18 protein-coding genes and 1 tRNA gene are annotated in these 25,374 nt (G+C 48.7%); 13 read left to right on the forward strand and 6 right to left on the reverse strand.

Annotated features, from left to right (window positions below):
• Positions 1-305: 305 nt before the first annotated feature.
• Both L215_RS0101440 and L215_RS0101445 read right to left on the reverse strand, forming a co-directional pair.
• The gene (locus tag L215_RS0101440; protein WP_027451224.1) at positions 306-779 is read right to left on the reverse strand and encodes a DUF1896 domain-containing protein; all 474 of its coding nucleotides are present in this window, start codon (positions 777-779) and stop codon (positions 306-308) included.
• Between the two features lie 26 nt (positions 780-805).
• A complete protein-coding gene (locus L215_RS0101445) occupies positions 806-2,050 on the reverse strand; it encodes a site-specific integrase (protein WP_025883207.1) in 1,245 nt (414 codons plus the stop codon).
• Between the two features lie 525 nt (positions 2,051-2,575).
• On the opposite strand from L215_RS0101445, the gene L215_RS0101450 reads away from it, so the two are divergent.
• From L215_RS0101450 to L215_RS0101490, 9 genes are all read left to right on the forward strand, one after another.
• Positions 2,576-3,847 carry a site-specific integrase gene (locus L215_RS0101450; RefSeq protein ID WP_027451225.1) on the forward strand — a complete coding sequence of 424 codons (1,272 nt, stop codon included), beginning with the start codon at positions 2,576-2,578 and terminating at the stop codon, positions 3,845-3,847.
• A 107-nt stretch (positions 3,848-3,954) separates the two neighbouring features.
• Entirely contained in the window at positions 3,955-5,214 is a 1,260-nt protein-coding gene (locus tag L215_RS0101455) for an ATP-binding protein (protein ID WP_025883206.1), read from the forward strand.
• A 260-nt stretch (positions 5,215-5,474) separates the two neighbouring features.
• Positions 5,475-5,777, forward strand: a complete 303-nt coding sequence (locus tag L215_RS0101460) for a DUF3853 family protein (protein ID WP_027451226.1) — start codon at positions 5,475-5,477, stop codon at positions 5,775-5,777.
• Between the two features lie 2 nt (positions 5,778-5,779).
• A complete protein-coding gene (locus L215_RS0101465) occupies positions 5,780-6,844 on the forward strand; it encodes an AAA family ATPase (RefSeq protein ID WP_036871816.1) in 1,065 nt (354 codons plus the stop codon).
• Between the two features lie 153 nt (positions 6,845-6,997).
• A complete protein-coding gene (locus tag L215_RS0101470; RefSeq protein ID WP_025883201.1) occupies positions 6,998-7,888 on the forward strand; it encodes a toprim domain-containing protein in 891 nt (296 codons plus the stop codon).
• Positions 7,889-8,128: 240 nt separating this feature from the next.
• The gene (locus L215_RS0101475) at positions 8,129-8,482 is read left to right on the forward strand and encodes a MobC family plasmid mobilization relaxosome protein (RefSeq protein WP_025883200.1); all 354 of its coding nucleotides are present in this window, start codon (positions 8,129-8,131) and stop codon (positions 8,480-8,482) included.
• Positions 8,479-9,396, forward strand: a complete 918-nt coding sequence (locus tag L215_RS0101480; RefSeq protein WP_025883199.1) for a relaxase/mobilization nuclease domain-containing protein — start codon at positions 8,479-8,481, stop codon at positions 9,394-9,396. The genes L215_RS0101475 and L215_RS0101480 overlap by 4 nt, the downstream gene beginning before the upstream one ends.
• The gene (locus L215_RS0101485) at positions 9,393-10,088 is read left to right on the forward strand and encodes a hypothetical protein (protein WP_025883197.1); all 696 of its coding nucleotides are present in this window, start codon (positions 9,393-9,395) and stop codon (positions 10,086-10,088) included. The genes L215_RS0101480 and L215_RS0101485 overlap by 4 nt, the downstream gene beginning before the upstream one ends.
• 323 nt (positions 10,089-10,411) lie before the next feature.
• Positions 10,412-11,197: a class I SAM-dependent methyltransferase gene (locus L215_RS0101490; RefSeq protein WP_027451227.1), complete on the forward strand. Its 786-nt coding sequence runs from the start codon at positions 10,412-10,414 to the stop codon at positions 11,195-11,197.
• Positions 11,198-11,619: 422 nt separating this feature from the next.
• On the opposite strand, the gene L215_RS0101495 is transcribed toward L215_RS0101490, so the two are convergent.
• From L215_RS0101495 to rseP, 4 genes are all read right to left on the reverse strand, one after another.
• Positions 11,620-11,706: transfer RNA gene (locus L215_RS0101495), tRNA-Ser, on the reverse strand.
• A 112-nt stretch (positions 11,707-11,818) separates the two neighbouring features.
• Positions 11,819-13,822 carry a transporter gene (locus L215_RS0101500; RefSeq protein WP_244869661.1) on the reverse strand — a complete coding sequence of 668 codons (2,004 nt, stop codon included), beginning with the start codon at positions 13,820-13,822 and terminating at the stop codon, positions 11,819-11,821.
• Positions 13,764-16,340 (reverse strand): endonuclease MutS2, encoded by a 2,577-nt coding sequence (locus L215_RS0101505; RefSeq protein WP_238296391.1) that lies wholly within the window; start codon positions 16,338-16,340, stop codon positions 13,764-13,766. Before L215_RS0101505 ends, L215_RS0101500 begins: the two co-directional genes overlap by 59 nt.
• Positions 16,318-17,658 carry an RIP metalloprotease RseP gene (gene rseP, locus L215_RS0101510; protein ID WP_025883193.1) on the reverse strand — a complete coding sequence of 447 codons (1,341 nt, stop codon included), beginning with the start codon at positions 17,656-17,658 and terminating at the stop codon, positions 16,318-16,320. The genes L215_RS0101505 and rseP overlap by 23 nt, the downstream gene beginning before the upstream one ends.
• A gap of 798 nt (positions 17,659-18,456) precedes the next feature.
• Between rseP and L215_RS0101515 the strand changes: the two genes are divergently transcribed.
• Genes L215_RS0101515 through L215_RS0101530 form a run of 4 tightly spaced genes read left to right on the forward strand, consistent with a single transcriptional unit; the run spans position 18,457 to position 24,656 of the window.
• A complete protein-coding gene (locus tag L215_RS0101515) occupies positions 18,457-19,068 on the forward strand; it encodes a TetR/AcrR family transcriptional regulator (protein ID WP_025883191.1) in 612 nt (203 codons plus the stop codon).
• Positions 19,055-20,437 carry a TolC family protein gene (locus tag L215_RS0101520; RefSeq protein WP_025883190.1) on the forward strand — a complete coding sequence of 461 codons (1,383 nt, stop codon included), beginning with the start codon at positions 19,055-19,057 and terminating at the stop codon, positions 20,435-20,437. The genes L215_RS0101515 and L215_RS0101520 overlap by 14 nt, the downstream gene beginning before the upstream one ends.
• Positions 20,438-20,470: 33 nt before the next feature.
• Positions 20,471-21,532, forward strand: coding sequence for an efflux RND transporter periplasmic adaptor subunit (locus tag L215_RS0101525; RefSeq protein WP_027451229.1), 1,062 nt, complete (start codon positions 20,471-20,473; stop codon positions 21,530-21,532).
• Between the two features lie 16 nt (positions 21,533-21,548).
• Positions 21,549-24,656 carry an efflux RND transporter permease subunit gene (locus L215_RS0101530; protein WP_025883189.1) on the forward strand — a complete coding sequence of 1,036 codons (3,108 nt, stop codon included), beginning with the start codon at positions 21,549-21,551 and terminating at the stop codon, positions 24,654-24,656.
• Positions 24,657-25,374: the final 718 nt, after the last annotated feature.

Raw genomic sequence — 25,374 nt, forward strand, 5'->3', positions numbered from 1 at the left:
AAGAAAGGTAAGTCGGATGATGCGAGACCATTTGATGCCGTTGCTCGAAGTTGTTTTGGACGCAACTTGTAGTGGTTCCTCTTTATCTGCAGGAACACTTGCCCGTATGAAGGCTGGACTGTGCAGGTCTTTGTTCATGAGAGATCTATTCATATTCGGAGTCTTTTAGAGTTTTCAAGAGCAGAGCCAAGAGACTATGCGACATAAAGACAAGAGATAGAATATGCTCTTGACGTATGGAGCAGAGAGACTATCTTGGCTCTTGAAGCTCAAAAGGCTCACGAGATAGGGATAAGCTACATTGTCTACTCTAATGCACTCACATCGCCTACCGTGGGAAGTTGATTAGCTTCGATAAGAAGTACAACTGTTCCTGTCAGTTCTGTGTAGAGCGTGTCATACTCAGGTGTTGCAACAAATTCATCCGTAAGGTTATACTTGTCAAATAGGTTTTGTATCGCCTTGTTCCCGAGAAGTATCTGAGAGAGTCGCTCGGGGAGTGGAGAGGGGAGTTCTTTTTCAAACTCATTCTCCAAGACGGACACAAGCGTGTCGTACTTGGAGAAATGCAGGTCACGATACAGTACTTCACTCGCCATACTCTCTGCCTCGGGATATGAGAATCCCTCTTCCACAGCATCACAGTAGGTAGTAAGAGCTTCATCAGCTCGTGCCTTGATAAATGGCTTGTCTTCCACCTTCTCAGGGAAATGCTCACTAAGGTAGCTCTCTAGCTTTAAGCGGAAGTAGGATAGTTCTTTCTTATTCGTTGTCTTCATCTTCTTATTTGGTTTTAATGGTTCACTTATTGCCAGCTATTCTCCCCGATACCCATAGCCGTATTGAACTTGCCTAGCTTGTCGGCAAACTGCTCCATGTCATGTTCAATCTTCTTATTGGTAATCCGGGCATAGATTTGCGTTGTTCGGATATTGGTATGCCCCAGCATTTTAGAGACACTTTCCATAGGAACGCCCTTACTGAGACAGAGAGTAGCAAAGGTATGCCGAGCTAGGTGGAAAGTCAAGTTCTTGCTGATACCACAAATGTCTGCAATCTCCTTCAAATACGAATTCATCTTCTGATTGCTAAGGATAGGGAAGAGCTTGCCATCTCTATATGTGTCATGGTTGTACTTAGAAATAATGGCTTTGGGAAGATCAAGGAGTAGGACATTAAATGCAATGTTAGTCTTTTTCCTTTTTGACATAACCCATTCTTTGTCATCCATAACTACTATATCCTCTGGAGTTAGGTTGCGTACATCAATGTAAGCCAAACCAGTAAAGCAAGAGAATATGAATATATCTCTTACAAGCTCCAACCGTGGCAGTCTTGTTAAATCTTTGGCAACAATAAGGGATACCTCATCTTCCGTTAAAAACCCTCTGTCAACAGGTTTCGTGTGGAATTTGATGTCAAGGAAAGGGTCATGCATGATTATGCCTCTCTTTTGTGCGAATATTGTCATTGTCTTAAGAAGTTTGAGCTTCTTCTGTGCCGTGTTATGAGCTAAATTAGCTTTCGTCTTAAGATAGAGTTCAAAGTCCATAACCACTGAGGGTGTAAACTCTAAGAGACCTATATCCTCTCGGTTGTAGGTGGATTTTAAGAATCGCACGAAGTGTGTCTTAACCACGGTGTATTTCTGCAAGCTGTCTTTACTAAGAGACTTTCCCACTTGTTGTGCTATATGGTCTAGATATCTATCTATGACTGGGAGTAAAGTAGTAAACTCCTTGTCTCTGCCAAGATATACTTGCTTTAGTCTTTCGACTGTTAAGTCCTCCTCTTCTTTCATTTTCCCAAACATCTCATATAGAGAGGTGGAAAGTGAGTCTAAGGAGGCGTTAAGGGTTAGTGCTTCAGCCGTACGTCCTTTCATCCGACTGGTGGAGTTATTCCACATACTCTTCTTTACAAAGAGCTTTGTAGTGCCAAGGTTTGCCATTTCTCGATTGAGAAAGATCCTAAGCATGATTGGAGATTTCCCTTCTTTATTCTCGTAGTTAGAGCGTAGGTAGAAGGATACCTTAAACTGTCTTCTCATGTCACTTAGTTTTGTGTAGCAGAAGCACACTAATTCTGTAGCAAAATGCGCCAAAACTAATGTAGCATAACTGCCACAAAGTTCGTAAATATCTTTCTGAAAACAAGCGACTTACAGCGGTCAATTTAGTGGTCATTTGGTAGTCACTGCTACATTTTTCGGTTACCCAAAGTTAGTGTAGCAGAAAATGTAGCAGAAAATGACCTTTTGGCGAATACCTAACACCATCTATAGGTATTCATCGGTAGTCAGTGTATACGAGAAAAGTCGCTGTAGAAGCTTGTTCTACAACGACTTTTCCTTGATTTGAAGCCTTATTTGAATACCTTGTTGAAACTCTAAATAAGACCTCTTGCGGAAGCGGGGGCTCCAAAACCTTGAAAATCGCAGAATATCACAAAATATCAATTCGCTGTATTTCAGCAGAATATAAAATCACTACTTAAACAGAATATCATACGACCTCTTTCCATATGTCGAAAATTGGGTGTAAATTTGGGTGTAGATTTAATCAGCGTATGAACTATGAATATTAAGAGGAACATTATTTTCGCACTGGAGAGACGCAAGAAAGATGGAGTACTCATTACAGAGAATGTGCCCATCAGAATGCGTGTGATTTATAACAGTAAGCGCATTGAGATTGCGACTGGATACCGAATTGATGCTTCAAAGTGGGATAGTGATCTTCAGCAGGTGAAAAGAGGATGCACCAATAAGCTCAAGCAATCAGCTACTGAGATCAATGCAGACCTGCAGAGATATGGATCTGAAATGCAGAAGATATTCAAGGAGTTTGAAATTAAGGAGCTAATTCCAACCCCTGAACAAATCAAAGATATATTCAATTCAAGGTTGAGAAATGAAGAGCAACCTGAGGGAATATGCTTTATGCAGGCATTTGATGAGTTTGTCAGTGAAAGGGGTGTACAAAATAGCTGGACGCACTCTACCTATGAGAAATTTGCAGCTGTGAAGAACCATCTTCTAGAGTTTAATCCCTCTGTATCCTTTGAACTATTTGACGAAGTCGGGTTGAATAAGTACGTCCTTTTTCTTCGAGACAAGAGAAAGATGAGGAATAGCACTATAGAGAATCAACTTTCATTTCTCAAGTGGTTTTTAAGATGGAGTTTTGGCAAAGGCTATACGACTCTTACTGCTTATGAAACATTTAAGCCAAAACTAAAAAGCACCCAGAAGAAAGTAATTTTCCTCACATGGGATGAACTGACACGTCTAAGGGAGTGCGAGATACCTGAAAGCAAACAGTACTTAGAGCGAGTACGAGATGTTTTCCTTTTTTGTTGCTTTACAGGTCTCCGCTATTCTGATGTTTTTAATCTCAGAAGGAGCGACATCAAAGAGGATCATATTGAGATTACTACAGTCAAAACAGCTGATAGCCTAATCATAGAACTGAACAAACACAGCAGATCAATTCTTGAAAAGTATGAGAATGTGGTCTTTGAGAAAGACAAGGCTTTACCAGTAATCAGCAATCAACGAATGAATGATTACTTGAAAGAGCTGGCAGAACTGGCGGGGATTGATGAACCAATAAGAGAAACCTACTATATAGGCAACAAAAGAATTGATGAAGTGACTCCCAAGTATGCACTACTGAGTACTCATGCAGGAAGGCGAACTTTCATTTGTAATGCACTCTCCTTGGGAATACCCGCTAATGTAGTAATGAAGTGGACTGGTCATAGCGACTATAAAGCGATGAAACCATACATCGATATCGCTGATGATATAAAGGCTAACGCAATGAATAAGTTCGATCAGTTATAACTGAACTTGAAATTTCAAGTAGACTTGAAACTATGACATCTACGACAGAAATTTCAAGTGTGCTTGAAAATCCCTACATTTGCAGAAGAATTTCAAGTACACCTGACATGCTCACACCGATACGAAAATACAACTTTTGGGATGAGAACCCTATAGACTTAGGGTATCCACGCACATTCTACACAGATAAGATAGGTCAATACATTGACAACAAACTGATCAAAGTATTGGTAGGTCAGAGACGTGCCGGAAAGAGCTACATCCTAAGGCAAATAGCCTCACAGCTAATTGCCAACGGCACTCGTCCCAATAACATTCTTTACATCAACAAGGAATACCTGGAGTTTTCAGACATTCTTGACTATCAAGACCTCGAGAACCTATTTCAGCAATACAAGAAAGACCTCAACCCGCAAGGAAAAGTATTCCTTTTCATCGATGAGATACAAGGCATTGAAGAGTGGGAACGATTTGTCAACTCACACTCCCAAGACTTTGCTGAGCCTTGTGAGATATTTATCAGTGGCTCCAACTCTAGTCTGCTATCTGGTGAACTTGCAACGCTACTATCGGGAAGATATGTAGCGTTTGAAATACTCCCCTTTAGTTTTTCAGAGTTCTGTGGTATCACTCAGAAAGAGCCTAATAGAGAAAGTTATATAGACTTCCTTCAAACTGGAGCCCTACCAGAGCTTTTCAACCTCCCCAATGATGAGATGAAGCAAAACTACGTCTCTTCAATCAAGGACACTGTTATGCTTCGTGACATTGTCGCTAGGTATAAAGTAAAGGATGTGAAGCTCCTAGATGACCTCTTTGTGTATCTAGTCAATAACGCCTCCAACATTATCTCCATCGCCAACATCGTCAACTTCTTTAAGTCTCGAAATAGGAAAACCAACTACGAGACGCTCTCCAACTATATCTCCCATCTCGAGAGTACTTTCCTCGTGCATAAGGTAGAGAGATATAATATCAAGGGCAAGGAGACAATTTCGGCTAATAACAAGTACTATCTGAATGATTTGTGCTACCACAATTACCTCTATTCTGGATTTGGCTATGGAATGGGGTACTTATTGGAGAATGCTGTCTATTTAAGCCTTAGACGGGCTGGATATCAAATCTATGTAGGCACGAATAAAGAGGCTGAGGTAGACTTTGTCGCTATCAAAGGAAGCAAGAGGTTATATTTCCAAGTCACTCTACAACTAACGGAGCAAGAGACAATAGAGCGAGAGTACCGCTCTCTTTTGTCGATAGAAGATAACTTCAAGAAGTATGTGGTCAGTTTGGATGACTTCAAGCTTCCAACAAATGAGGGTATTGACCATATTTCGGCGTGGGAACTTGACACTATTCTGTAACGCATAAAACCCAACCTAATTACTGCCCCTTGTTCAAATCGACAAGGGGCTTTTTTTGTATTCAAGTTCCGCTTCCAAACGCTCAAATTATTGAGGAAATCTTCTCTCCTTACCTCCTTAAACTTCTTGACACTTCCCGATACATCCCTGACCCTTTAAACTCTCAATATAGTATCATAGATTTGCACTGCAGACTGCAAAAGATCAATGCTTTACATGGCCAGTGAAGCACAATGTTTAACAAGCTTATCTGAGAGTTTATGACAGATGAAAATAAGCCACTATGGCAAATGACGAGTGGCGAATTTATGGAGTTCCTCAAAGAGGGACTTAATCGAACTGTGGCAACTGAACCAGTTTCTCCTTTAGCTAATACCCACAAGAAATATGTCTATGGTATTGCAGGTATAGCAAAGCTATTTGGGTGCAGTATTCCAACAGCCAATCGCATCAAGAAAAGCGGGAAAATTGACCAAGCCATTACACAAATTGGTCGAAAGATTATCGTGGATGCTGAGCTGGCATTGGAGCTGGCAGGCAAGAAAACCGGAGGAAGGAGATGAGTATGATCCCACAGAGCCAAAATGTAGACTATGACTCCCTTTGGAATAAGTCTTTAGTCCGTGTAACGGATGAGTTCTCTTTACCACCCGTTATCCTCCAAGTGGATGATGCCATCATTGGCACATTGGGTAACTTTAGTGCCTCAACAGGCAAAGCCAAGGCAAAGAAGACTTTTAATGTTTCTGCCATCGTTGCAGCCGCACTTATCAACGGACAGGTATTAGAGTATAGAGCATCTCTTCCTTCAGAAAAAAGAAAAATCCTCTACTTCGATACTGAGCAGAGCCCATTTCACTGCAAACTGGTATTACAGCGAATACTGAAGTTAGCTGGACTACCACTTAACCAACAACCTGAGAATCTCATCTTCAGTCACCTTAGAGAAATATCTGACCCTGCAATCCGATGCGAGGTGATTCGAAAGGCGATCTATGAGATTGAAGGGGTGGGACTTGTCGTTATTGATGGAATTAGAGACTTGATACTCGACATCAACAATCCTACTCAATCTACGATTCTTATCGGGAACCTTATGCAGTGGACTAGTGAGCGAGGTATTCATATCCAGACTGTGCTTCATCTAAATAAAGGTGATGACAATAGTAGAGGTCATATTGGAACTGAACTCAACAATAAGGCAGAAACTGTCCTTCAAGTAACCAAAGATCCGAAAGACCCCGATAGATCCATCGTATCACCCGCATTTATCCGTTCAAAGCCTTTCGAGAATTTTGCTTTTCGTATCACTGATGAGCCAGACCATATCAATGTCCCCGAGTTGGATACAAACTTTCAAGATGAAGCGATTACTTCAAAAACGGCCTTCGACTATACAGAGCTTACAGAGGATCAACACCGACAAGCTTTAGAAGTGGTTTTCTCTGAAAGTGAAGGGGGATTAGGTTATGGTGAGCTAGTGGATGCCTTACGAAAAGGATACGCTGAAATTGTCGGTACTACATATGGTATAGGGAAAACAAAAAAGCTACTCACTTTCCTGAAGAATAAGAGAATGATCACACTCAAGAATAAGAAGTACTTGTATGAGCCTAATTTCTACTATTGATTATCGGTTCAGTCCGATATGGGCATATAAGGTTTTGACCCATACCATACCAATTGTAAATCAGTTCGGTTCGGTATCAGGATATATATTCCTGTACCATACCGAACTGAATAGAGACTTCCTTTGCTAACGAAAAGAAAAAGAGATCAGAAGATGAATGCAAAACAAGCAAAGCTAATTCCGCTACAGGATTACCTATTCACGCTCGGCATAAAGCCTGTCAAAGTACTAAACAATAGTCTTTGGTACTACTCTCCTTTGCGGTCAGAGAGTACGCCCTCATTCAAAGTTAATACAAGCATCAACTGCTGGCACGACTTTGGAAGTGGGGAAAAAGGGAATATTATTGATTTGGCAATGAAGATCAATCATATTGTAACTGTTTCTGAGGCACTCATTGCCATAGGACAAGCATGCCCTCTCCACAACAGCAACTCTTTTTCTTTTCGTCAGCAAACACCCTCTCATAAAGGGCTATCAGACATTAGAGTTCAAGAGCTACAGCACCCAGCGTTAATTCAGTTGTTGAAAAATAGGCGAATTTCTTTTCTCATCGCTCAGCTGTACTGCAAGGAGGTTCATTATAGAGTAAATGGTAAGACCTATTTCTCTATTGGCTTTCCGAATAATGCTAGTGGATATGAAACCCTTAACCCATTCTTCAAAGGCTGTATTCCACCAAAGGAGATTTCTCTATTTGACAATGACACCAAGTCAATCCATCTCTTTGAAGGGTTTATGGATTACCTAAGTTTATTGACGATGAATCCCAAAGAGCAAGAGAGTTCAGCTTTAATCCTTAACTCTGTTAGCAACCTCGAGAAAGCAATTCCTCTCCTTGCTAAGTACGAGAAAATAAACTCCTTTCTCGATAACGATGCTGCGGGAAAGGATGCCCGAAATAGACTCTTGAGATTGAATCTCCCTGTCGAAAACATCTCAGAAAGGTTTTCGGACTTTAAGGATCTGAATGACTTTCTATGTCAAAAGCGAATTCCTAAAGAGATAAGTATGAAGTCTAAGCGAAAGATAAAACTCAGGTGATCTTTCGTCACGTGATCGTTAATCACTCTTCACGTGATCTATTTTGCTTCGTCACTTGAAAAGCCACAGCACAATTACGGCTCTTCCAAAAGCAATCAAGCAGAGCTTGGCAGAGCCATATCTATCATACAGATTTTCTGAGAAGCAAGTTTGTGTTTTGGGTTACCCAAAACCTACTTTTCACCCCACCAAAGGGAGGCGAAAAATCATCCCGATGGTCTCATTATTGACAGAATATTTATGGACGATAATACAACGAACAAGGGCGGTCGCCCTAAGAAAAAGTTATCGGAAAAGCGAAGCTATTCCGTATTGCTCAAACTAAATACCAAGGAGTATTTTACCCTTAAGAGCAAGGCGAACGAGGCAGGCTTAAATAAGAGTGAGTATCTACGCACACTTATTTATGAGAGCCAAGTGAAGGCTCGCATTACCCCTGAACAGATGAATGAGATTCGTCAGCTCACAGGTATTGCGAATAACATCAATCAGATTGCTCATCGCCTTAACACCTATGGTATTTCTGCAATCCCAACAGAACTTAAGCTACTGAGGATATGCGTAGACAAACACCTCAAGGAGCTGAAGTCATGATTGCAAAGATCATTAAAGGGACTTCATTCTCTGGAATGATTACCTACATGCTGGGTAAGCGTGAAGGTATGGCTCGTATTCTTGATGGCGAAGGTGTAAGAGTTGATGCTACATCAAATGAGATTGCTGTAGACTTCAACCTGCAAGCCTCTATGCGACCCAATATCAAGAAGCCAGTCTGTCACACCATCCTCAGTTTTTCTTCCGAAGACAGTGAGCGACTAGATGACGATAAGATGGTTGATATTGCACGGGAATACCTGAGGCAGATGGGTTACTCAGATACTCAGTACCTAATTGTTAGACACATGGACAGGGAGCATCCACATCTCCACATCTGCATCAATCGGGTAGACGATTACGGCAACACCATCTCGGATAGCAATGAGAAGTTTCGCTCCACCAAGATATGCAGAGAGCTTACAGACAAATATCAGCTGAAGCTCGGAGAAGGCAAGACGGAAGTTAAAAGAAATAGACTGCGTGGCAATGACAAAGTTCGCTACACCATCTACGATGCTATTACAGAGGTATTGCCCAAGTGCAAGAATTGGGAACAACTTGTTTCTTCTTTGCAAAAGCAGAGTATTGACGTGCAGTTCAAGACCAAGGGCAAAACAGATCTCATTGAGGGAGTAGTCTTTAGCATGGATGGAGTTAGCTTCAGTGGCTCATACATTGACCGCTCTTGTAGCTACTCAAAGTTATCTATACTCCTCCAGCAGAATGCAAAGGTTCTCAGTTCTCAAAAAGCACCAGAGATTTCCGAACAAAGAGAGTCTGAGAGTTCATCTGAGAACTTCATTGAAGAACTCTTTGACAGCAATGTCCCAGCAGTTGACGTTGCTGAACTCGTATTCCAACGTAAACTAAGAAATCAAGCTAATAAGAAACTAAAACGCAGAAGATTATGAACGAACAAATGAATATTCTCCTTGAAGTACTAGAGGAGATCAAGCAACAGAACAGAGAGCTCAAAGCTAGTATTACCAACCTTGTATCTCAACCTAACCCCGCAACCAGTTCCTCAGAAGATGACGCTATTTCTCTTATGGATGTAGCACGCCTTATTGGGCAAAAGATTGAGGTAGATGGCAAATTCAAGAGTGAACTGACAGATGTCGCTATCGTTCTTGGCAAACGTATCAGAGAAATCAAAGATAGCATAGCAAAGAACCAAGAGCGACAAGCTAAAAGCATAGCCTCTCTATCCGAGAAAATTCAAGAAACTCAATCTCCTCCAGAGATCAAGAAGTACTACCTCTTTGATGTCAAACGTTGGATAGAATGGCTGATCTGGGGAATATCTATCGTACTCATCGCCTGCACGATCGCTTGGGCGGTCTATCTCCACAATGCCAATCAAACCCTCGAAAGCTACGCCCTACGATATCGCATCCTACGTATGGAGCACTCAGTCAGTAACACTTCCTTCGCCCGACTCGATAGCATCTTTGAAAATCACCGCTCTAACGAAGCCATTGCCACTCTAGAGCAACGTGTCATTAACCACGAAAAGGCAGTTCAGCGACAGGCCGAACTCGCCATCCAGCAGCAACGACTTACGGAGGAGCAAACCTTACTCTCTCATCAACTTCAGCACTAATCCTTTCCCTTGTGAACAGAGTAATGATTACCGTATGGTTCAAGGGGCAGTGGGAGAAAATCAGACAGACGCACATCCTTTCCTCAAAAGAAAACAGGAACAAGGGAGTCAGGCTGTAACCGTGTATCCGCATGCCCCCCTTGCTTTTCTGCATCTCATTCCATGACCTTTTTTAGACAAGGCTGCCACTCTGATATAAAACTTCTACCACAATATTTTATCTCATATCGTCTCATCATCATTTATAGGTGTGTTTTTTGAAATCAGTGGTTTTTCCTGTGTTTTACTATCTTTGTGCTTGGACTAATAGTATACAAAGCGCGATGCAGTCAAGACAACTTAACAGAAGACAGTATTTCTATGAACTTGCAACTACAAGCAAGAAGTATTTCATTCCTTACATCCAACGGCACAAGCAGGTGGAGAGAGGAATGAAAGTGTTGGAAATAGGTTGTGGAGACGGTGGAAATCTCCTACCTTTCTCATGCATGGGTTGCGATGTCGTGGGTGTGGACATGGCAGAGGGACGGATAAAGGACGCAAGAAAGTTCTTCCTAGAGAATGGAGCAAAAGGGCGTTTCATTGCTTCCGATGTATTCCTATTGGAGGAACTCAAGCATCAATTCGATTTAATTGTATGCCATGATGTGATAGAACATATTGACGATAAGGAGGGATTCATGTGCAAGTGTAAACAGCTATTAAAACAAGGGGGGGGGATTTTCATGTCCTTTCCTGCTTGGCAGATGCCATTCGGTGTACATCAGCAGATATGCAGAAGCCGCTTCCTATCGCATCTGCCATTCTTCCACCTACTTCCAACCTCATTTTATGAGTGGATATTAAGGGCTTGGAAAGAGGATAAAGGGTGTGTCAGTGAATTGCTGAATATCAAGCAAACCAAATGTTCGATAGAATTATTTGAAAGCACGATGAGAAAAGAAGGTTTTGAAGCCATTGACAGAACATTCTATTTTATCAATCCTCATTATGAGGTAAAATTCCACCTGCGCCCTCGAAAACTATATGCCGTAATTGGAGCAATTCCATATATCCGCAATTTCTTTACAACATCGTGTTTCTATTTTTTAAGGCCGGTAGGAGAGTAGTCTTTCTTATGCTCAATGCCAACTTCTTTTTTCTTGATTGGGAAGAAGCAATGACAGAGAAGAAAGTTGTGTTCGGAGATACCTTCTACCTTTGCCAAAGATAAAGAGTTCTTTGCAAGCAAAACAAAGCAGAGCAAAAGGAATGGTTGCCAAATCGTTACCCGAAAATCTGCCAGTCGTATGGAACACCCTTTATAAAGGAATATCGCTTTCTATCCAAACTTACTGAAATTCCTAGATCCCGCCAATCTAGCTTAATTCAAATAGTAGATCGCGGTTTGCCCTCCCCCGCTAGAGACTCTAGATAGACATTGCAAAGCATAAAACCATCGAAGTTGCTGAGTCAAATATTCCAACCAGTAATTTTTTGGGTGCGAAAAAGGGTGTAAACCACGTAAAACGTTGATTTACACCCTTTACTGCGGAAGCGGGGGGATTCGAACCCCCGGTACGGTTACCCGTACGACAGTTTAGCAAACTGTTGGTTTCAGCCACTCACCCACACTTCCTTTTGGGCTTTGCTGGCACAAAGGTACTACTTTTATTTGACTTGGCAAACTCTAGGCGAAAAACAAAATTCCGCAAGTCTGACGCCTAGGAATTGCGGAATCTAGGGGGCTCTTAGAAGCGGTAGACAAGGTAGCTGTCGGCGCGCCAGCGGGGAAGGCCTTCGTCTAGGTTACGATCGTAGCGCATGGAGGCTGAGAGTGTCCAGTGCGGCGCTAGCTGCCACTGCAGGAGTAGTGCAGTAGCAATGCCTTGACCCGTAGCGCTGTACAGTCCGAAGGCGTAGCGAGAGGTGGGTAGGTAAGCGTAGCTCGCGACCCGCACGTGGTCGGCGTGGTAGTAATGTCCCGAGAGCGCGACGCTGAGCGGACGGCGCACGCCCGTACGATAGCGGGCAACGGCAGTAAGCGACCGCCCCCACTGCGCCTCATCTTGTCCTTCTAATCGACGCTGCTGGATGGTGCCGACAAGCTGCAGGGAGATAGCATCTAGGCTATAGCGTAGCGTACTACTGAGTCGCCAGCGCAACGCCTCTTCATTGGAGCGTCCCAACTGCCCGTACCAGAGTTGCTCGACCTGATTGTTGTAGCGGGTAGTAAGGTAGAGACGTGTCAGGAGACCACGACTGCGCTCTAACTTATGATAGCGAGGCTCAAGGCTTTCGTATAGCTCCAGCATAGCACGCAGAGTGGAGCGCTTCATCAGGCGCATAGAGCCATAGAGGCGAAGCCCCATATCGTTGCCCAGACGGGCGTAGTGGCTCTCGCTCCGACCGTAATAGGAGGCGAAGCGTGGAGACATATAATATAGTGTCACGTCGAGGTCTCGCTGCCGAGGGGTGTGGTAGCGCAGGTGCTGTATGAAGCCCAGATGCTCTAGCTGCTCAGTGGCCAGCTCGCCCTGTAGCTCCAAGCGTCGCGACTGGCTATGCCACTGGTAGGCCAGCGAAGTGAGCCAATGCGACTGGAGCGGGTTGTCGCTCGCTATGGCTTTGTACCCAGGCATGAAGGCTAAGTCATAGCCCATCCAGTCGGCATAGAGCGTCTGTAGCGAAAGGGAGGCTCGTGGCATGGTGTAGGCGAGCTGCGCCCCCACCGTCTGCATCGGTATGAGCGCTCGCTGGGCTCGTCGGTCAGGGGTGTCGTAGCGCATGTTAGGTCTGATAGACTGGATCAAGCCTTGTCGCTCATCGATCGTGCCATCGAGCCGACTGTATGAGTAGAATGCGGAGTAGCCCCACGCTCCCCAATGCCCCTCACTCGCAATGCCCCGCAAAGTACGCTCACGCATTGCACTGAGCGAAGGGGAGATCATCGACTTATGACGCGTGAACTGTGGTAGCGCACTCGCACTCACCCAGACGGAGCGAGCAGCAAGGAGACCAGCGCCCCACCCCACCTTAAAGTGACCGAGCAGCACCTTATCGAGATAGGGCAAGCGAGGCTCATACATAGCGAAGTAGCGCCAGGTGCCATCTTTCGCCAGCTCTTGTGGGTATCTCTGATACTGAGCCGCCACCTGCCAATGCCCCTTCTGCCTAAGCGATATAGCCGAGCGAAGCTTGAGCGGGTCGTACCACGCTTCAGAGACGGCTTCGGAAGCTTTATGGTAGCTCATCGCAAGGTAAGCTTCGCCAGTGAGTGGCGCCTTGGGCTTTTCGTAAGGCTCCCCAGCGAAAGGTCGCACCGTCACATAGGGAGCCACACGAGCTATCGTCTCACGATCCCAGCCCGTGATCCACTTGAGGTCATAGACCGACTGGAGCTCGCCACCGCGCTCGTCACGATACAGCCTAAGCTGATGAAGCTGCTGGGGGGTGAGAAAGGGGAAGCGCGCCTGCAGCTCCTGCTGAGTAGCACGGTTCAGGTCGAGCAGCTCCTTTGCCTTCGTATCTTGCTGTGATAGCTCTAGCAAGTCGTCCTCCCCTAGCTCGGAGAGTTCGTCACTCGGCAAGCTCTCGACGAGCCACTCGAGGGGAAGTTCACTCATCGTGAGCGAATCGCTCTGCGCCCATCCCGTCAGAGGAAGGAGGAGCAAAAGCGGTAAATAGAGAAGCCCCCTACTCCTGCAGATGAACGATCGTAATGCCTGCACCGCCAAACCGCACATCTTCATCATGATAGTGGCTCACCCCTGGATAGTGGTCGAGTAGCTCACGGATAGAGATCCGTAGCGCTCCCGTCCCCGTGCCGTGCAGTATCTGCACACGGTTGAAGCCTAGACTGATCGCATCATCAAGGAAGTATTGGACCGCTTGGATCGCCTCCGCAGCACGCATACCCCGCACGTCTAGTCGGTCGGAGAAGTCCAGCCGACGCTCATGCAGATGCTCCACCACATTGGTTGTACGGGCTGGTTGCGGAGCCGCCTGCGCTTGCTCCTCCTTGCGCTCACTGCCAAGTCGTACGATCTCATTGGGCTTGCAGGTGATGCGTATGCGACCATTCACCACCACCGTGGCACTACTGGCCGAGAGCTCAGAGAGGACGCCCACCACATTCATAGTTGTGACCCGCACCTCGTCCCCCTCCTTGGGAGGCTTCGGCACAGAGAGCTTGACTGGCGACTGGCTTTGCGCACCACGCTCTGGAGCGCCACCCTGCTTGCGCTTACGCTCCTTACGCTCTTTGCGACGTTTGAGTCGCTCCAGCTCACGCTCCACACTACCCGACTGCTCCAGCGTCTCAGCCTGTGCCAGCTGCTCGCTGTAGGCGCTGAGAGCTTGGCGAGCCTCCTTGGTCTGCTGTCGCTCCGCTTGACTCTCCTTGATCTCACGGATGGTGCGCTCGATCTGAGCACGACTCTGATCCAGTAGTTGAGTCGCCTCCTGCTGTGCTTGCGTCAGGAGGTCCTGCCGCTGCTCCTTGAGCTTCGACAGACGCGCCTCATAGTCTGCGAGGAGGCGCTCGAGCTTCTGCTCACGATGCTCTATCTCGGTGCGCTTGCGCTGCCAGTACTGCTTGTCGCGTACGATATCCTGCACGTAGCGCTCGCTCTGGATGACCTCCTCGCCGACCAGCTCGGTAGCGTACTCCAGCACTTTGCGGGGCAACCCTTGCTGACGTGCTATCTCTAGCGCAAAGGAGCTTCCTGGCTGACCAATGGATAGTTCGTAAAGCGGCTTCATCTCCTTTTGGTCATAGAGCATAGCCCCGTTGACGATGCCCTTGTGCGTGGTCGCATACTCCTTGAGATTGCGGTAGTGCGTCGTGATGACGCCCCACGCCCGCTGCTCATTAAAGAGAGCCAAAAGCCCCTCCGCTATGGCTCCACCCAGCTCAGGCTCCGTGCCAGCTCCAAACTCATCAATCAGGAGCAAACTATTCGCTCCGCAAGTGGCCGACATCGCCCGCATGTGCTTCAAGTGCGAAGAGTAAGTACTCAGATCGTCCTCCATAGACTGATTGTCGCCTATCTCTATCGCTAGGTGGTTGAAGACGCCCGCCAGCGAATCAGGGTGCACGGGAATCGGGATGCCACTCTGCAGCATATACTGAAGTAGTCCGACCGTCTTGAGACAGACCGACTTACCGCCAGCATTAGGACCAGAGATGACAAGGATACGTTCGTTGGGATAGCGTAGCAAGATATTCTGCGCCACGACGCTCTTGCCCTCTTGGCTGAGCGTGTGCTGCAGTATCGGATTGACCGCCTGGTACCACTGAATGGTTGGTTTGTTGCGCACTTCAGGTATGGAGCAGTGCATCTCATCGGCAAAGCGAGCTATCGCACAGACCGCATCGATACGCCCCATGGAGAGGTAAAGCTGAGACAGCGTCTCACGACGTTCCCGAATAGGTGCCGTAAGCTGGCGCAAAATCTCGATCACCTCACGATGCTCCTCGCTCTCCAGTTCACGGATACGGTTGTTTGCCTCGACCACCTCAAGAGGCTCTATATATAACGTCTTGCCCGTGGCACTCTCGTCGTGAACGATACCTGGTATCTGACGCTTGTGCATAGCAGTCACAGGTAGGACGGGACGCCCCGAGCGCATCGTCGCCTGCGCATCCTCCTCGACATAGCCAGCCGCCTGCGCTGCCGTGAGCAGTCCTCGCATCAGCTTCGCAATAGCACGCTCCTCACGCTGGAGGGCGAGGCGTAGCTCGGCAAGACGTGGCGAAGCGTTGTCCACCAGTCTTCCATGCGGATCAAGCTTGCGCAAGATCGTTTGCGCTATCTCCTGCAGTCCCTCACTACCCACCACAAGCCGTGACAGGCTGGGATAGAGCGGTGTGACGTCTCCCGCCCCATTGTCCTGCACTTTCGTCAAGAGCCTCGACCACGCCTCATAGCTCACGATAGCCTGAGCCACCTGCGCCAACTCCTCCTCAGTCAGGTAACTGCCCTCAGCACGTAGCGTGCCAAGCGTAGCCCGCAGGTCAGCGACACGTCGTGTGGGTAGCTCCATCGTGACGTTCAGCAGATGTCTCATCTCCCGCACACGCTCTAGGCGATGGCGGATAGCGTCTGGACGAGTCGAGGCGGTCAGCGCACCGACCATCTCCCGCCCCATAGAGCTGTGACACTCCGAGGCGATCAGATCTAGCAGGTCGTAGTAGCCTACTTTGTCTAGATAGTCCGAGGGATAGGTTATGTCGCTAGGCATCTTGTCAGAAGAGCTTAAAGAGGTCATTGGCATTAGCATAGATCACCAGAGCTATCAGGAGCAGCATCCCCACCATCTGCGCTCGTATCAGCACTTCGTCCTTTACCTTGCGCCCGGTGATCATCTCCCAGATGACGAAAAGCAGATGTCCTCCGTCCAGTCCCGGTATGGGGATGATATTCATAAAGGCAAAGATGATCGACAGTAGAGCGCATATTTGCCAGAAGGTAAACCAGTCCCACTGGGCAGGGAAAAGCTTACCCATCGAGACCAAGCCCCCTAATGAAGAGGCTCCCTCAGGGGTGAAGACATACTTCATATCCTGCGCATAGCCCGAGAGCGTACCGATACCCTTGTGCCACCCCACGACAAAGCTCTGCGGCAGTGAATAGTGCACCTGCTGCACCTCGTAAATGTCTTGTAGCGGACGGAGCATCACGCCGATCACGCCCGTCGTGTCGGGGCGTATCGCAAGCTGCACCGTATCACTGCCACGGAGCCACTCAGAGCTAATCCACTCGCCCGCATGGGTGTAGAAGTAGCGACGACCACTCGGCAGGTGAGGCATCGGGATACTGTCCAGCGCGAGCAGTTTGTCGCCACGCAGCACCCCCGCCTTGGCAGCCGCACTGCCTGGCACGATACTATCTGCGATAAAGGGTACCTGCATCGTCATCAGCCCCTCGTTGCCCCGCAAGATACGCTGCATCATATCGTCAGGGATCGCTATATTGACCAGCTGACCATCGCGCTGCACGGTCACCTCCCTTGCCTCGATCACCGCACGCATGAAGTCGGCACGCAGCACGTCCCGCTCCTTGCCGTCGATAGACCATATGATGTCTCCATCGTGGAAGCCCACCTCCTGAGCCGCAGGACTAAAGATCATCCCCGCCGTGACCGACCGTGAGGACATCTCCACATCGCCCCAGTGGTACGATATGCCTGCATAGATCAGGAGCGCCAAGATGAAGTTAAAGAGCACCCCACCGATCAGGATGAAAAAGCGTTGCCATGCAGGCTTACTGCGAAATTCGTTGCCACGCATCGGCTCCTTGATCTGATCCGTGTCAAGGCTTTCGTCGATCATGCCGTGGATCTTGCAGTAGCCCCCGAGCGGAAGCCAGCCGATACCGTACTCCGTCTCACTCCCCTTGGGTCGATAGCGCCAGAGCGCCTTACCCTTGACATCAAAGAAGAGGTAAAACTTGTCCACCCGCACACCAAAGAGCCGCGCGAAGAGGAAGTGTCCCAGCTCATGTATAAAGACCAAGAGACTCAGCGCCAAGAGCAACTGCCCGATCCGCATCAGAGTACTCATGAGTGCTACCGTATCTATACCCATCTAGTTTGTCGTAATTATAGCTAGCCACAAAGGTACAATAATATTAGAGGCTAGCCTGTGGATCTAAGGTTGACACACAGAGCTGACGCATGATAAAAATGAGCTCGTTTCATTTCCTACCTAGAAATTTGCCAAATTCCTACCTAGGAATTCCCCAAATAGCTACCTAGGAAATGGGCAATTCTTCGGACTTATTTTTTGATTCCTCCGAAGTTTCATTTGATTCCTCCGAAGTATTTTTTATTTCCTAGGTAGGAATTGGGCAAATTCCTAGGTGCCTATTTGGCAAATTCCTAGGTAGGAATTCCATACTTCGGAAGGAAAGTGTAATCAGAGAGGTTTTGTAGCCCCTCTGTAGTGATATTCAAACCATGTATCCCTAGCTATCGTCATGTGCAGTCCCTAGACGGCTGGTTACAATGCGTCACCCCTGGCTTGACGCAGTGTCAATAAACTGTACATTAGGTTGTTAGCTACTGATTTCTTGCACACTTGATCGAAGAGGTTAATCGCTCCCTGTGGAAAAATCAAATCGCTCCGTGAGGATTTTCGATTTCCTCCGTGGGGATTCTCTTTTTCCTCCGTGGGGATTCTCTTTCTTCTCTCAAATGCGCCTTAATACAGGCTTTTGTCACTTGAAAGGACGATCTAGTCCGACTATTTCTCCTCCTTTTCACTAAAGATCCGGAAAGAAACTACACGTATTACACTTTTGTATTGGAAAAAGTGTACCTTTGCGTCGTAATATAGAACGAAATAGTTCTAGTTATAAGCGCAAACGTATTAAATATGGACCGTATGAATACAAATAGTCGCAAGGATAAGTATGTAGCCAAGGCTATCAGCATACTCAAGCAAGAGGGCTTCAGACTGTCGCTCGATGAGATGGCTACCAAGATGGGGATCACCAAGAAGACCCTTTATAATAACTTTAGCTCTAAGGATGAGCTCCTCAAGGAGTGCGTGCACGCTATCTCGGGAGACTTCCAGAGTGTCCTGTCGATGCTCGAGGAGGACGAGAGTAACCCCATAGAGAGCCTGACAAAGTGCTTCGCACAGTTGGATGAGCTCTTTGTCACGCTCAATCCAGTCTTCTTCTCCGACCTGATGCGGAGCAACCCAGACCAGGCGACACTCGAGCACCTCATGGGGTCTAGATACTTCGAGGAGAAGATGACGGCCAATCTGCAGCGTGGTGTGCAGGCGGGGCTCTACAGAGCTGATCTGGATATTCCCTTCGTATGCAAGTATATCTCTTACTCGATATTTGGCTTTTACATTCAGGCCGTGATTCGCAATCAGCCACTACCCACGGGTAGCTACTTTGCCTCCATACTACAGTACCATCTACGAGCTATCGTATCAGCAGAAGGAAATCACTTTATACAGTACAACCATGATAAAATCTAATCGTCGCACCTGGCTACTCCTCCTCAGCCTGCTCCTGCTCGCAGCTCCAGGCTATGCTCAGGAGAGCTACTCGCTACAGCAGTGCCTCAACTATGCGGTGCAGCACAACGGCAATGTCAAGAAGTCTACCTACGATCAGGAAAAAGCGAAGCAAGCTCGCAAAGAGGTCATCGGCGCTTTAATGCCTCAGATCAGCGGGTCGGCAGCGCTGAATGACAACCTGAAGAAGGCTAAGTTCATCATGCCAAACTTTATGAACAACATGCTCCCCGACAAGATGCGAGACCCCAACGCTTCGCAATACATGACCATCGAGATGGGGACGCAGTACAGCGCCAATGCTGGCGTTGCCGTCAATCAGCAGATCCTCAACATGTCGCTCTTCAACACACTTGACATAGCCAAGGTATCCGAGCGTATGGCGACACTAGCAGCCACCTCCACCGAAGAGGATGTGATCGCCCAGACCGCGACACTATATTATGGAGCTCAGGTCACGCAGTATGCCGCCGAGCAGATGGGGCATAGTGTAGAGCTGGTAGAGAAGATGCTCCGCACGATGGAGGCTAGCTACTCCAGTGGCTTGATCAAGAAGGTGGACGTGGATCGTCTCAAGGTCAACCTGACCAATCTCAAAACACAGCATGCAGCCATCGAGAGTGGACTGGAGGTACAGAAGAACCTCCTCAAGCTACAGATGGGACTAGATGTTACAGAGCCGATTGTGATAGCTCCGCTAGACCTAGACCAGCTAGCTCAGCAGGAGATCGCCGAGAGTGGCGCAGCTACCTTTGACCCGATACAGCACGTCGCCTACCAGCAGCTACAAGAGCGGGAGAAGATGGCTCGCCTACAGGAGCGTGCTAAGAAGTATGACTACATACCAACCCTCTCTATCGCTTTCAATGCGCAGTACAACTATATGAGCGACCAACTCTTTGGCGGTGGCAACACGCACTACGGTTACCCGACAGCGATGCTGGGGCTAAGCCTGCGGGTGCCCATCTTTAGCGGTCTATCTCGCCTCTCCAAGGTGCGCGAGAGTCATATGGATCTGCTCAAGACGCAGGAAGATCTGCGCTCCCTCGACCAGTCGCTACGCATGACGCACCTCAACGCTTCGCTTAAGCTACAAGACACCCAGCGAACGATTGCTTTGCAAAAGGAAAACCAAACTCTCGCAACGCAGGTCTTTGACCTAGCACAGCAAAACTTCACCCTCGGTGTGGCTTCGCTCTCTGATGTGCTCAACGCGAGCCAGTCGCTCGTGCAGGCGCAGATGACCTATGCCAACGCCCTCGGCGACTACATCAAGGCATACATCGATCTCAAGAAGAGCAAAGGCGAGATCAGAGACTTAATGAATTAAAGAACAACTCAATAGCATCACACTTATCTAGTTATGAAACGAAAAGTCTATCTACCGATAACCATCGTACTAGCTATCGGACTCATCGTACTAGTCCTAGTACTGAACAAGAAATCCACAACCGCCAAGACGCAAGACCTCCTCGCTGAGGAGGCAGCCGTGGCTGTACGCACAGAGGTAGTCAGCGAGAGCAACTATACCGCAGACTTCACCGCCAATGGACTCGTGGAGGGTGCCAAAGATCTGTCCTTCGTCTCCAGTCTCGGTGGACGCATCGTCTCGCTCTATGCCGACGAGGGTGACCATGTCTCCAAGGGCAAGCTCCTCATACAGCTTGATGCCGAGACGCTCCGAGCCGATGCCGAGGCTAGTCGTGTAGCTTACGAAGCAGCCAAGAAGGACTACGAGCGCTTTCAGCAGGCGCACGATCAGGGCGGTGTGACCGACCAACAGCTCTCGACGATGCACACGCAGATGGTCGCTGCTCAGGGACGGTATATATCTAGTCGCAGTCGCCTTACCGATGCCTCTATCAAGGCGCCTATCTCGGGAGAGATCTACAAGCGCTACGTAGAGGTCGGGAGCTATGTCAACCCAGGCACGAAGCTCTTTGACATCGTCGACGACTCGCAGCTCAAGGCTAGTTGCTTCGTGACCGAACGCCAGCGTCTGCAACTCACCAAGGGACAGACAGTCTCCGTGGAGAGCGAGCTTTATCCAGGTCAGACGATCACAGGCAAGATATCTATGGTAGGTGACAAGGCGAACCACGCACTCGCTTTCCCCGTCGATGTGACGCTAGACAAGCAGGGAGCCGAGGGTCTGCGCCCTGGGATGTATGTCTCCGTATCCTTTGGCAATCAGCAGGAGACGCACGGTATCTTGATTCCCCGCCGCGCTATCGTCGGGAGTGTCAAGGACGCTCACGTCTATGTCGTAGAGCAGGGCGTAGCTAAGCAGAAGGCGATCACGGCTGGTTCTCTCATCGGTGACCGCATCGAGGTGCTGAGCGGGCTACAAGCTGGCGAAAGTGTCATCGTAGCCGGACTCATCAACGTATCGGACGGACTACCCGTCAAGACCATCAACGAGTGACTTAGCGGACCACAGCATGAAAATCGTAAAGTTATCTATCCAACGCCCCATCTACGTCACAGTACTCTTCATACTGCTGACTGTGCTGGGCTACTTAAGCTTCAAGAGCTTGAGTGCAGAGCTGATGCCTAAGTTTACACCGCCTCTGCTCAACGTACAGATCATCTACCCTGGCGCATCGCCTAGCGAAGTGGAGAACTCGCTAACGCAAAAGGCAGAGGAGGTGCTCTCCAGCATGGAGGGTATCGACCAAATGCAGTCTTACTCTTTCGAGGGGATGTCGATGATCATGGTCTCCTTTGACTTTGGTACCGACATTGACAAAGCTATGACCGAGGCGCAAAACCGTCTTGCTGCCAAGCGTGCCGAGCTCCCTCGCGAAGTCTTTGCCCCTCGTATATCTAAGGTATCGGTAGACGAGAAGCCGATCCTGATCCTCTCCGCCAGAGCCGACATCGGCTCCACAGAGCTCTACGACCTTGTGGACAAGCGCATCGTCCCCGAGCTATCGCACATCAAGGGCGTCGCCAATGTAGACCTCGTCGGCGGTGTAGAGCGTGAGATACAGATCAACCTTGACAAGGGACGCATGCAGGAGTTTGGCATCACACCGATGATGGTGCAGGGTGCCATCAGAGCGTCCAACCTAGACTTCCCAACGGGTTACCTGCAGAGCGACGAAACGCAGATGGCCGTACGTCTTTCTGGCAAAATAACCTCCATCGAGGAGCTGCGCCAGATCATCCTGCGCAATGTCTCTGGCGCGCCCATACGTCTAGAGGATGTCGCTGAGGTGGTAGACGGGGTCAAAGACCCTGTCAAGATGGGACGCGTCAATGGTCAGGAGGCGATCCTGCTCAATATCCTCAAGCAGTCCGATGCCAATGCGCTCCAGGTGAGCGAAGCTATCGGCAAGCAGATCAAGACACTCGAAGAGCAGTACGCCCCCGAGGGACTCAAAGTGGAGGTAGCACAAGACACAACCACCTTCACCCGCAATGCTATCAGCTCCGTGCTGACAGACCTCCTCCTAGCTATCCTACTCGTATCGCTCGTGATACTGCTCTTCCTGCACAACGTGCGCAATGCGCTCATCGTGATGGTCGTGGTACCCGTATCGCTCATCTCCTCCTTCATCGGCATGCGTATCTTCGGCTTCACGCTCAATATGATGTCGCTCCTAGCCCTCTCGCTGGTCATCGGTGTCCTCGTCGATGATGCCATCGTGGTCATCGAGAATGTCTACCGGCACATGGAGATGGGCAAGAACCGTGTCCGAGCCACTTGGGATGCGCTCAACGAAATCGGGCTCACGGTCATCTCCGTGACGCTCGTCCTCGTCGTGGTCTTCCTGCCGATCATCTTTACCAATTCGCTGGTGTCGGACATCTTGCGTCAGTTCTGCGCTGTGATCGTCATCGCCATCCTCTTTAGCCTACTCGCTGCCCTCACCTTGGTGCCTCTGCTCACCTCTAGGCTGGGCAACATACAGCCTCTACGTAGCGACCGCCCGCTGGGTCGTATGCTCACGGGCTTCGAGCGTGGCATCAGCCGCTTTGCCGAGGGCATTTCGTCGCTCACACGCTGGGGACTAAGCCATCGCTGGGCTTTGGCAGGCATCGTTGTCGCACTGATGGCTGCGGTGCTAGTCCTCTTCCCCTTGGGCTTTATCAACTTTGAGTTCCAGCCCTACATGGACCGCCAAGAGTGTATCATACAGCTCGAGATGCCAAAAGATATCTCTATGGCTGAGTCTAACCAGCTCGTGCGCAAGGCTGAGAACTGGCTCATGCAGCGCCCCGAGGTGGAGAAAGTAGTGACCATGGTCGGACTAACGAGTGACAACAGTCAGAGTAGCAAAGGTACCCCCTACCTCGCTGAGCTAGACGTCAAGCTCCGGAAGACGCCCGAAGGTACCGAAGCCTACGTGGCTCGTATCCGCAAACCTCTGACCGACTACCTCGTCGATGCGCGTGTCAACGTCTATAGTGTGAGCATGACTGGTACCGTCTCCAAGGCGGCTGTCGAGTACATCGTTTCAGGTGCGGACAAGGATTCGGTGGCGCTCTTTGCGGACAAGGCTTTGGCGCTCCTCAGCTCCATCCCTGGAGTCATACAGCCTACCCTTTCGGTCGAAAACGCTACCCCCGAAATCATCGTTCAGGTGGATCGTGATAAGATGTCCAATCTGGGGCTAACGCTAGACAACGTGGGGGGTATGATGCAGACCAACTTCCAGGGCAATGACCAGCTCCGCTACACGCAAGGGGACTACGAGTATGCGATAAATATACGTGCCGACAAGCTCTCTCGTCGCTCCATCGAAGATGTCGCAGGGCTGACCGTTGCTAATCCTCAGGGCGATCTGATACAGTTGTCGCAGTTTGCCGATGTATCGCTCGGTATCGGTCCTAGTCGCTTGGAGCGCTTCAACCGCAATAGCTCCGTGACCCTGCGTGCACAAGCCTACGGCGTACCTGCAGGAGCCATCGCCAAGCAGTTTATGGGCCAGCTCAGCAAGACTCAGATGCCCCAAGGCGTACAGATACAGACCGCAGGAGATATGAAAAAGATGGCCGACTCGATGAGCGTCCTCACCACCGCTATCCTGCTCTCCCTACTCTTCATCTACCTAGCCCTCGTCCTGCTGTACAACAACTGGACAGACCCGCTCGTCGTCATGATCGCCATCCCACTATCCATCGTGGGGGCGCTCCTAGCCTTGGCTATGAGCAATACAGCCATGAGTATCTACGCCATGCTCGGCATGGTGATGCTGGTGGGACTGGTCGCCAAGAATGCGATCCTACTGGTGGACTTTGCCAACGAAGCTCGTGGCGAAGGCTTGCCCGTGGACGAAGCGCTCATTCAGGCGGTCAAGCTTCGTACACGACCGATCCTTATGACGGCACTGTCGACCATCATCGGTATGCTCCCCGTAGCCCTCTCTCGTGGCTCGGGTGCCGAGCTACGTACTGGTATGGCATGGGTCATCATCGGTGGTATGGCACTCTCTACGTTGCTAACGCTGATTGTCGTGCCAGTCCTCTACAAAGCTTTCCACGCTAGGCAGCGCACCAGTGCCAAGCCAAAGGTAGATATAGAGGCGCTGATGCAGGAGTAACTCGCACGGGTTGCTGCGCTAGCACAGCCACAAGCGAGCAATACGGCTAATCTATGTAGCAGCGTCCAGCTCGGGCGACCAGCTCGCACCGACTAACTTTGTCTTTTGTCACGCCTGGGAGCGATCGTACTCCTGGGCGTGACTTTTTCTGCTCCCCCTGTCCAATCATTCCAAAACCTCAGAAGACCCGTTTTCAAACAGGAGGAAAATCCATTTTCATACGGAGGAAAATCTATACCCATCCCTTGGAGCCGTTGACTCATACGGCACCGCTCAGATTGACATAAGAGGAACTGAACGATTCGTCCCCCAAGAGATTAAAAAGATCTAACTTCCTGTAATAGAATTGTTAGAGATTTGTCATCACTTAGACCCCTAAGTTCGGAGCTGATATAACTTTGTAGTCACATGATGAGACTACCTGACGCCCCCTCTCGTAACTGGTTCGTAACGTCCTAGATAGCTCTTGCTCTTGACTGTTTATTACTCTGTTGGCATCATGTGATACGCCTTGTAATGTGCTAATCAACAGTCTATTAGGATAAAGTGCTTGGTTGTCAATAACTCTATGTTCTAACTCTTTGACAACAATACAGATAGGCGGATAGAGAGGTGCTTTTGTCGTTTTGTCCTGTTGCACGGCATCGACAAAGTTAGGATCTTTGCAAGTGAAAAAGTAACCCCTCACAGAGGTACTTCCTCTTGGGTGGTTTACGCT

Origin of the sequence: Porphyromonas uenonis DSM 23387 = JCM 13868 (genome assembly GCF_000482365.1) — a bacterium.
GTDB classification, from domain to species: Bacteria; Bacteroidota; Bacteroidia; order Bacteroidales; family Porphyromonadaceae; genus Porphyromonas; species Porphyromonas uenonis.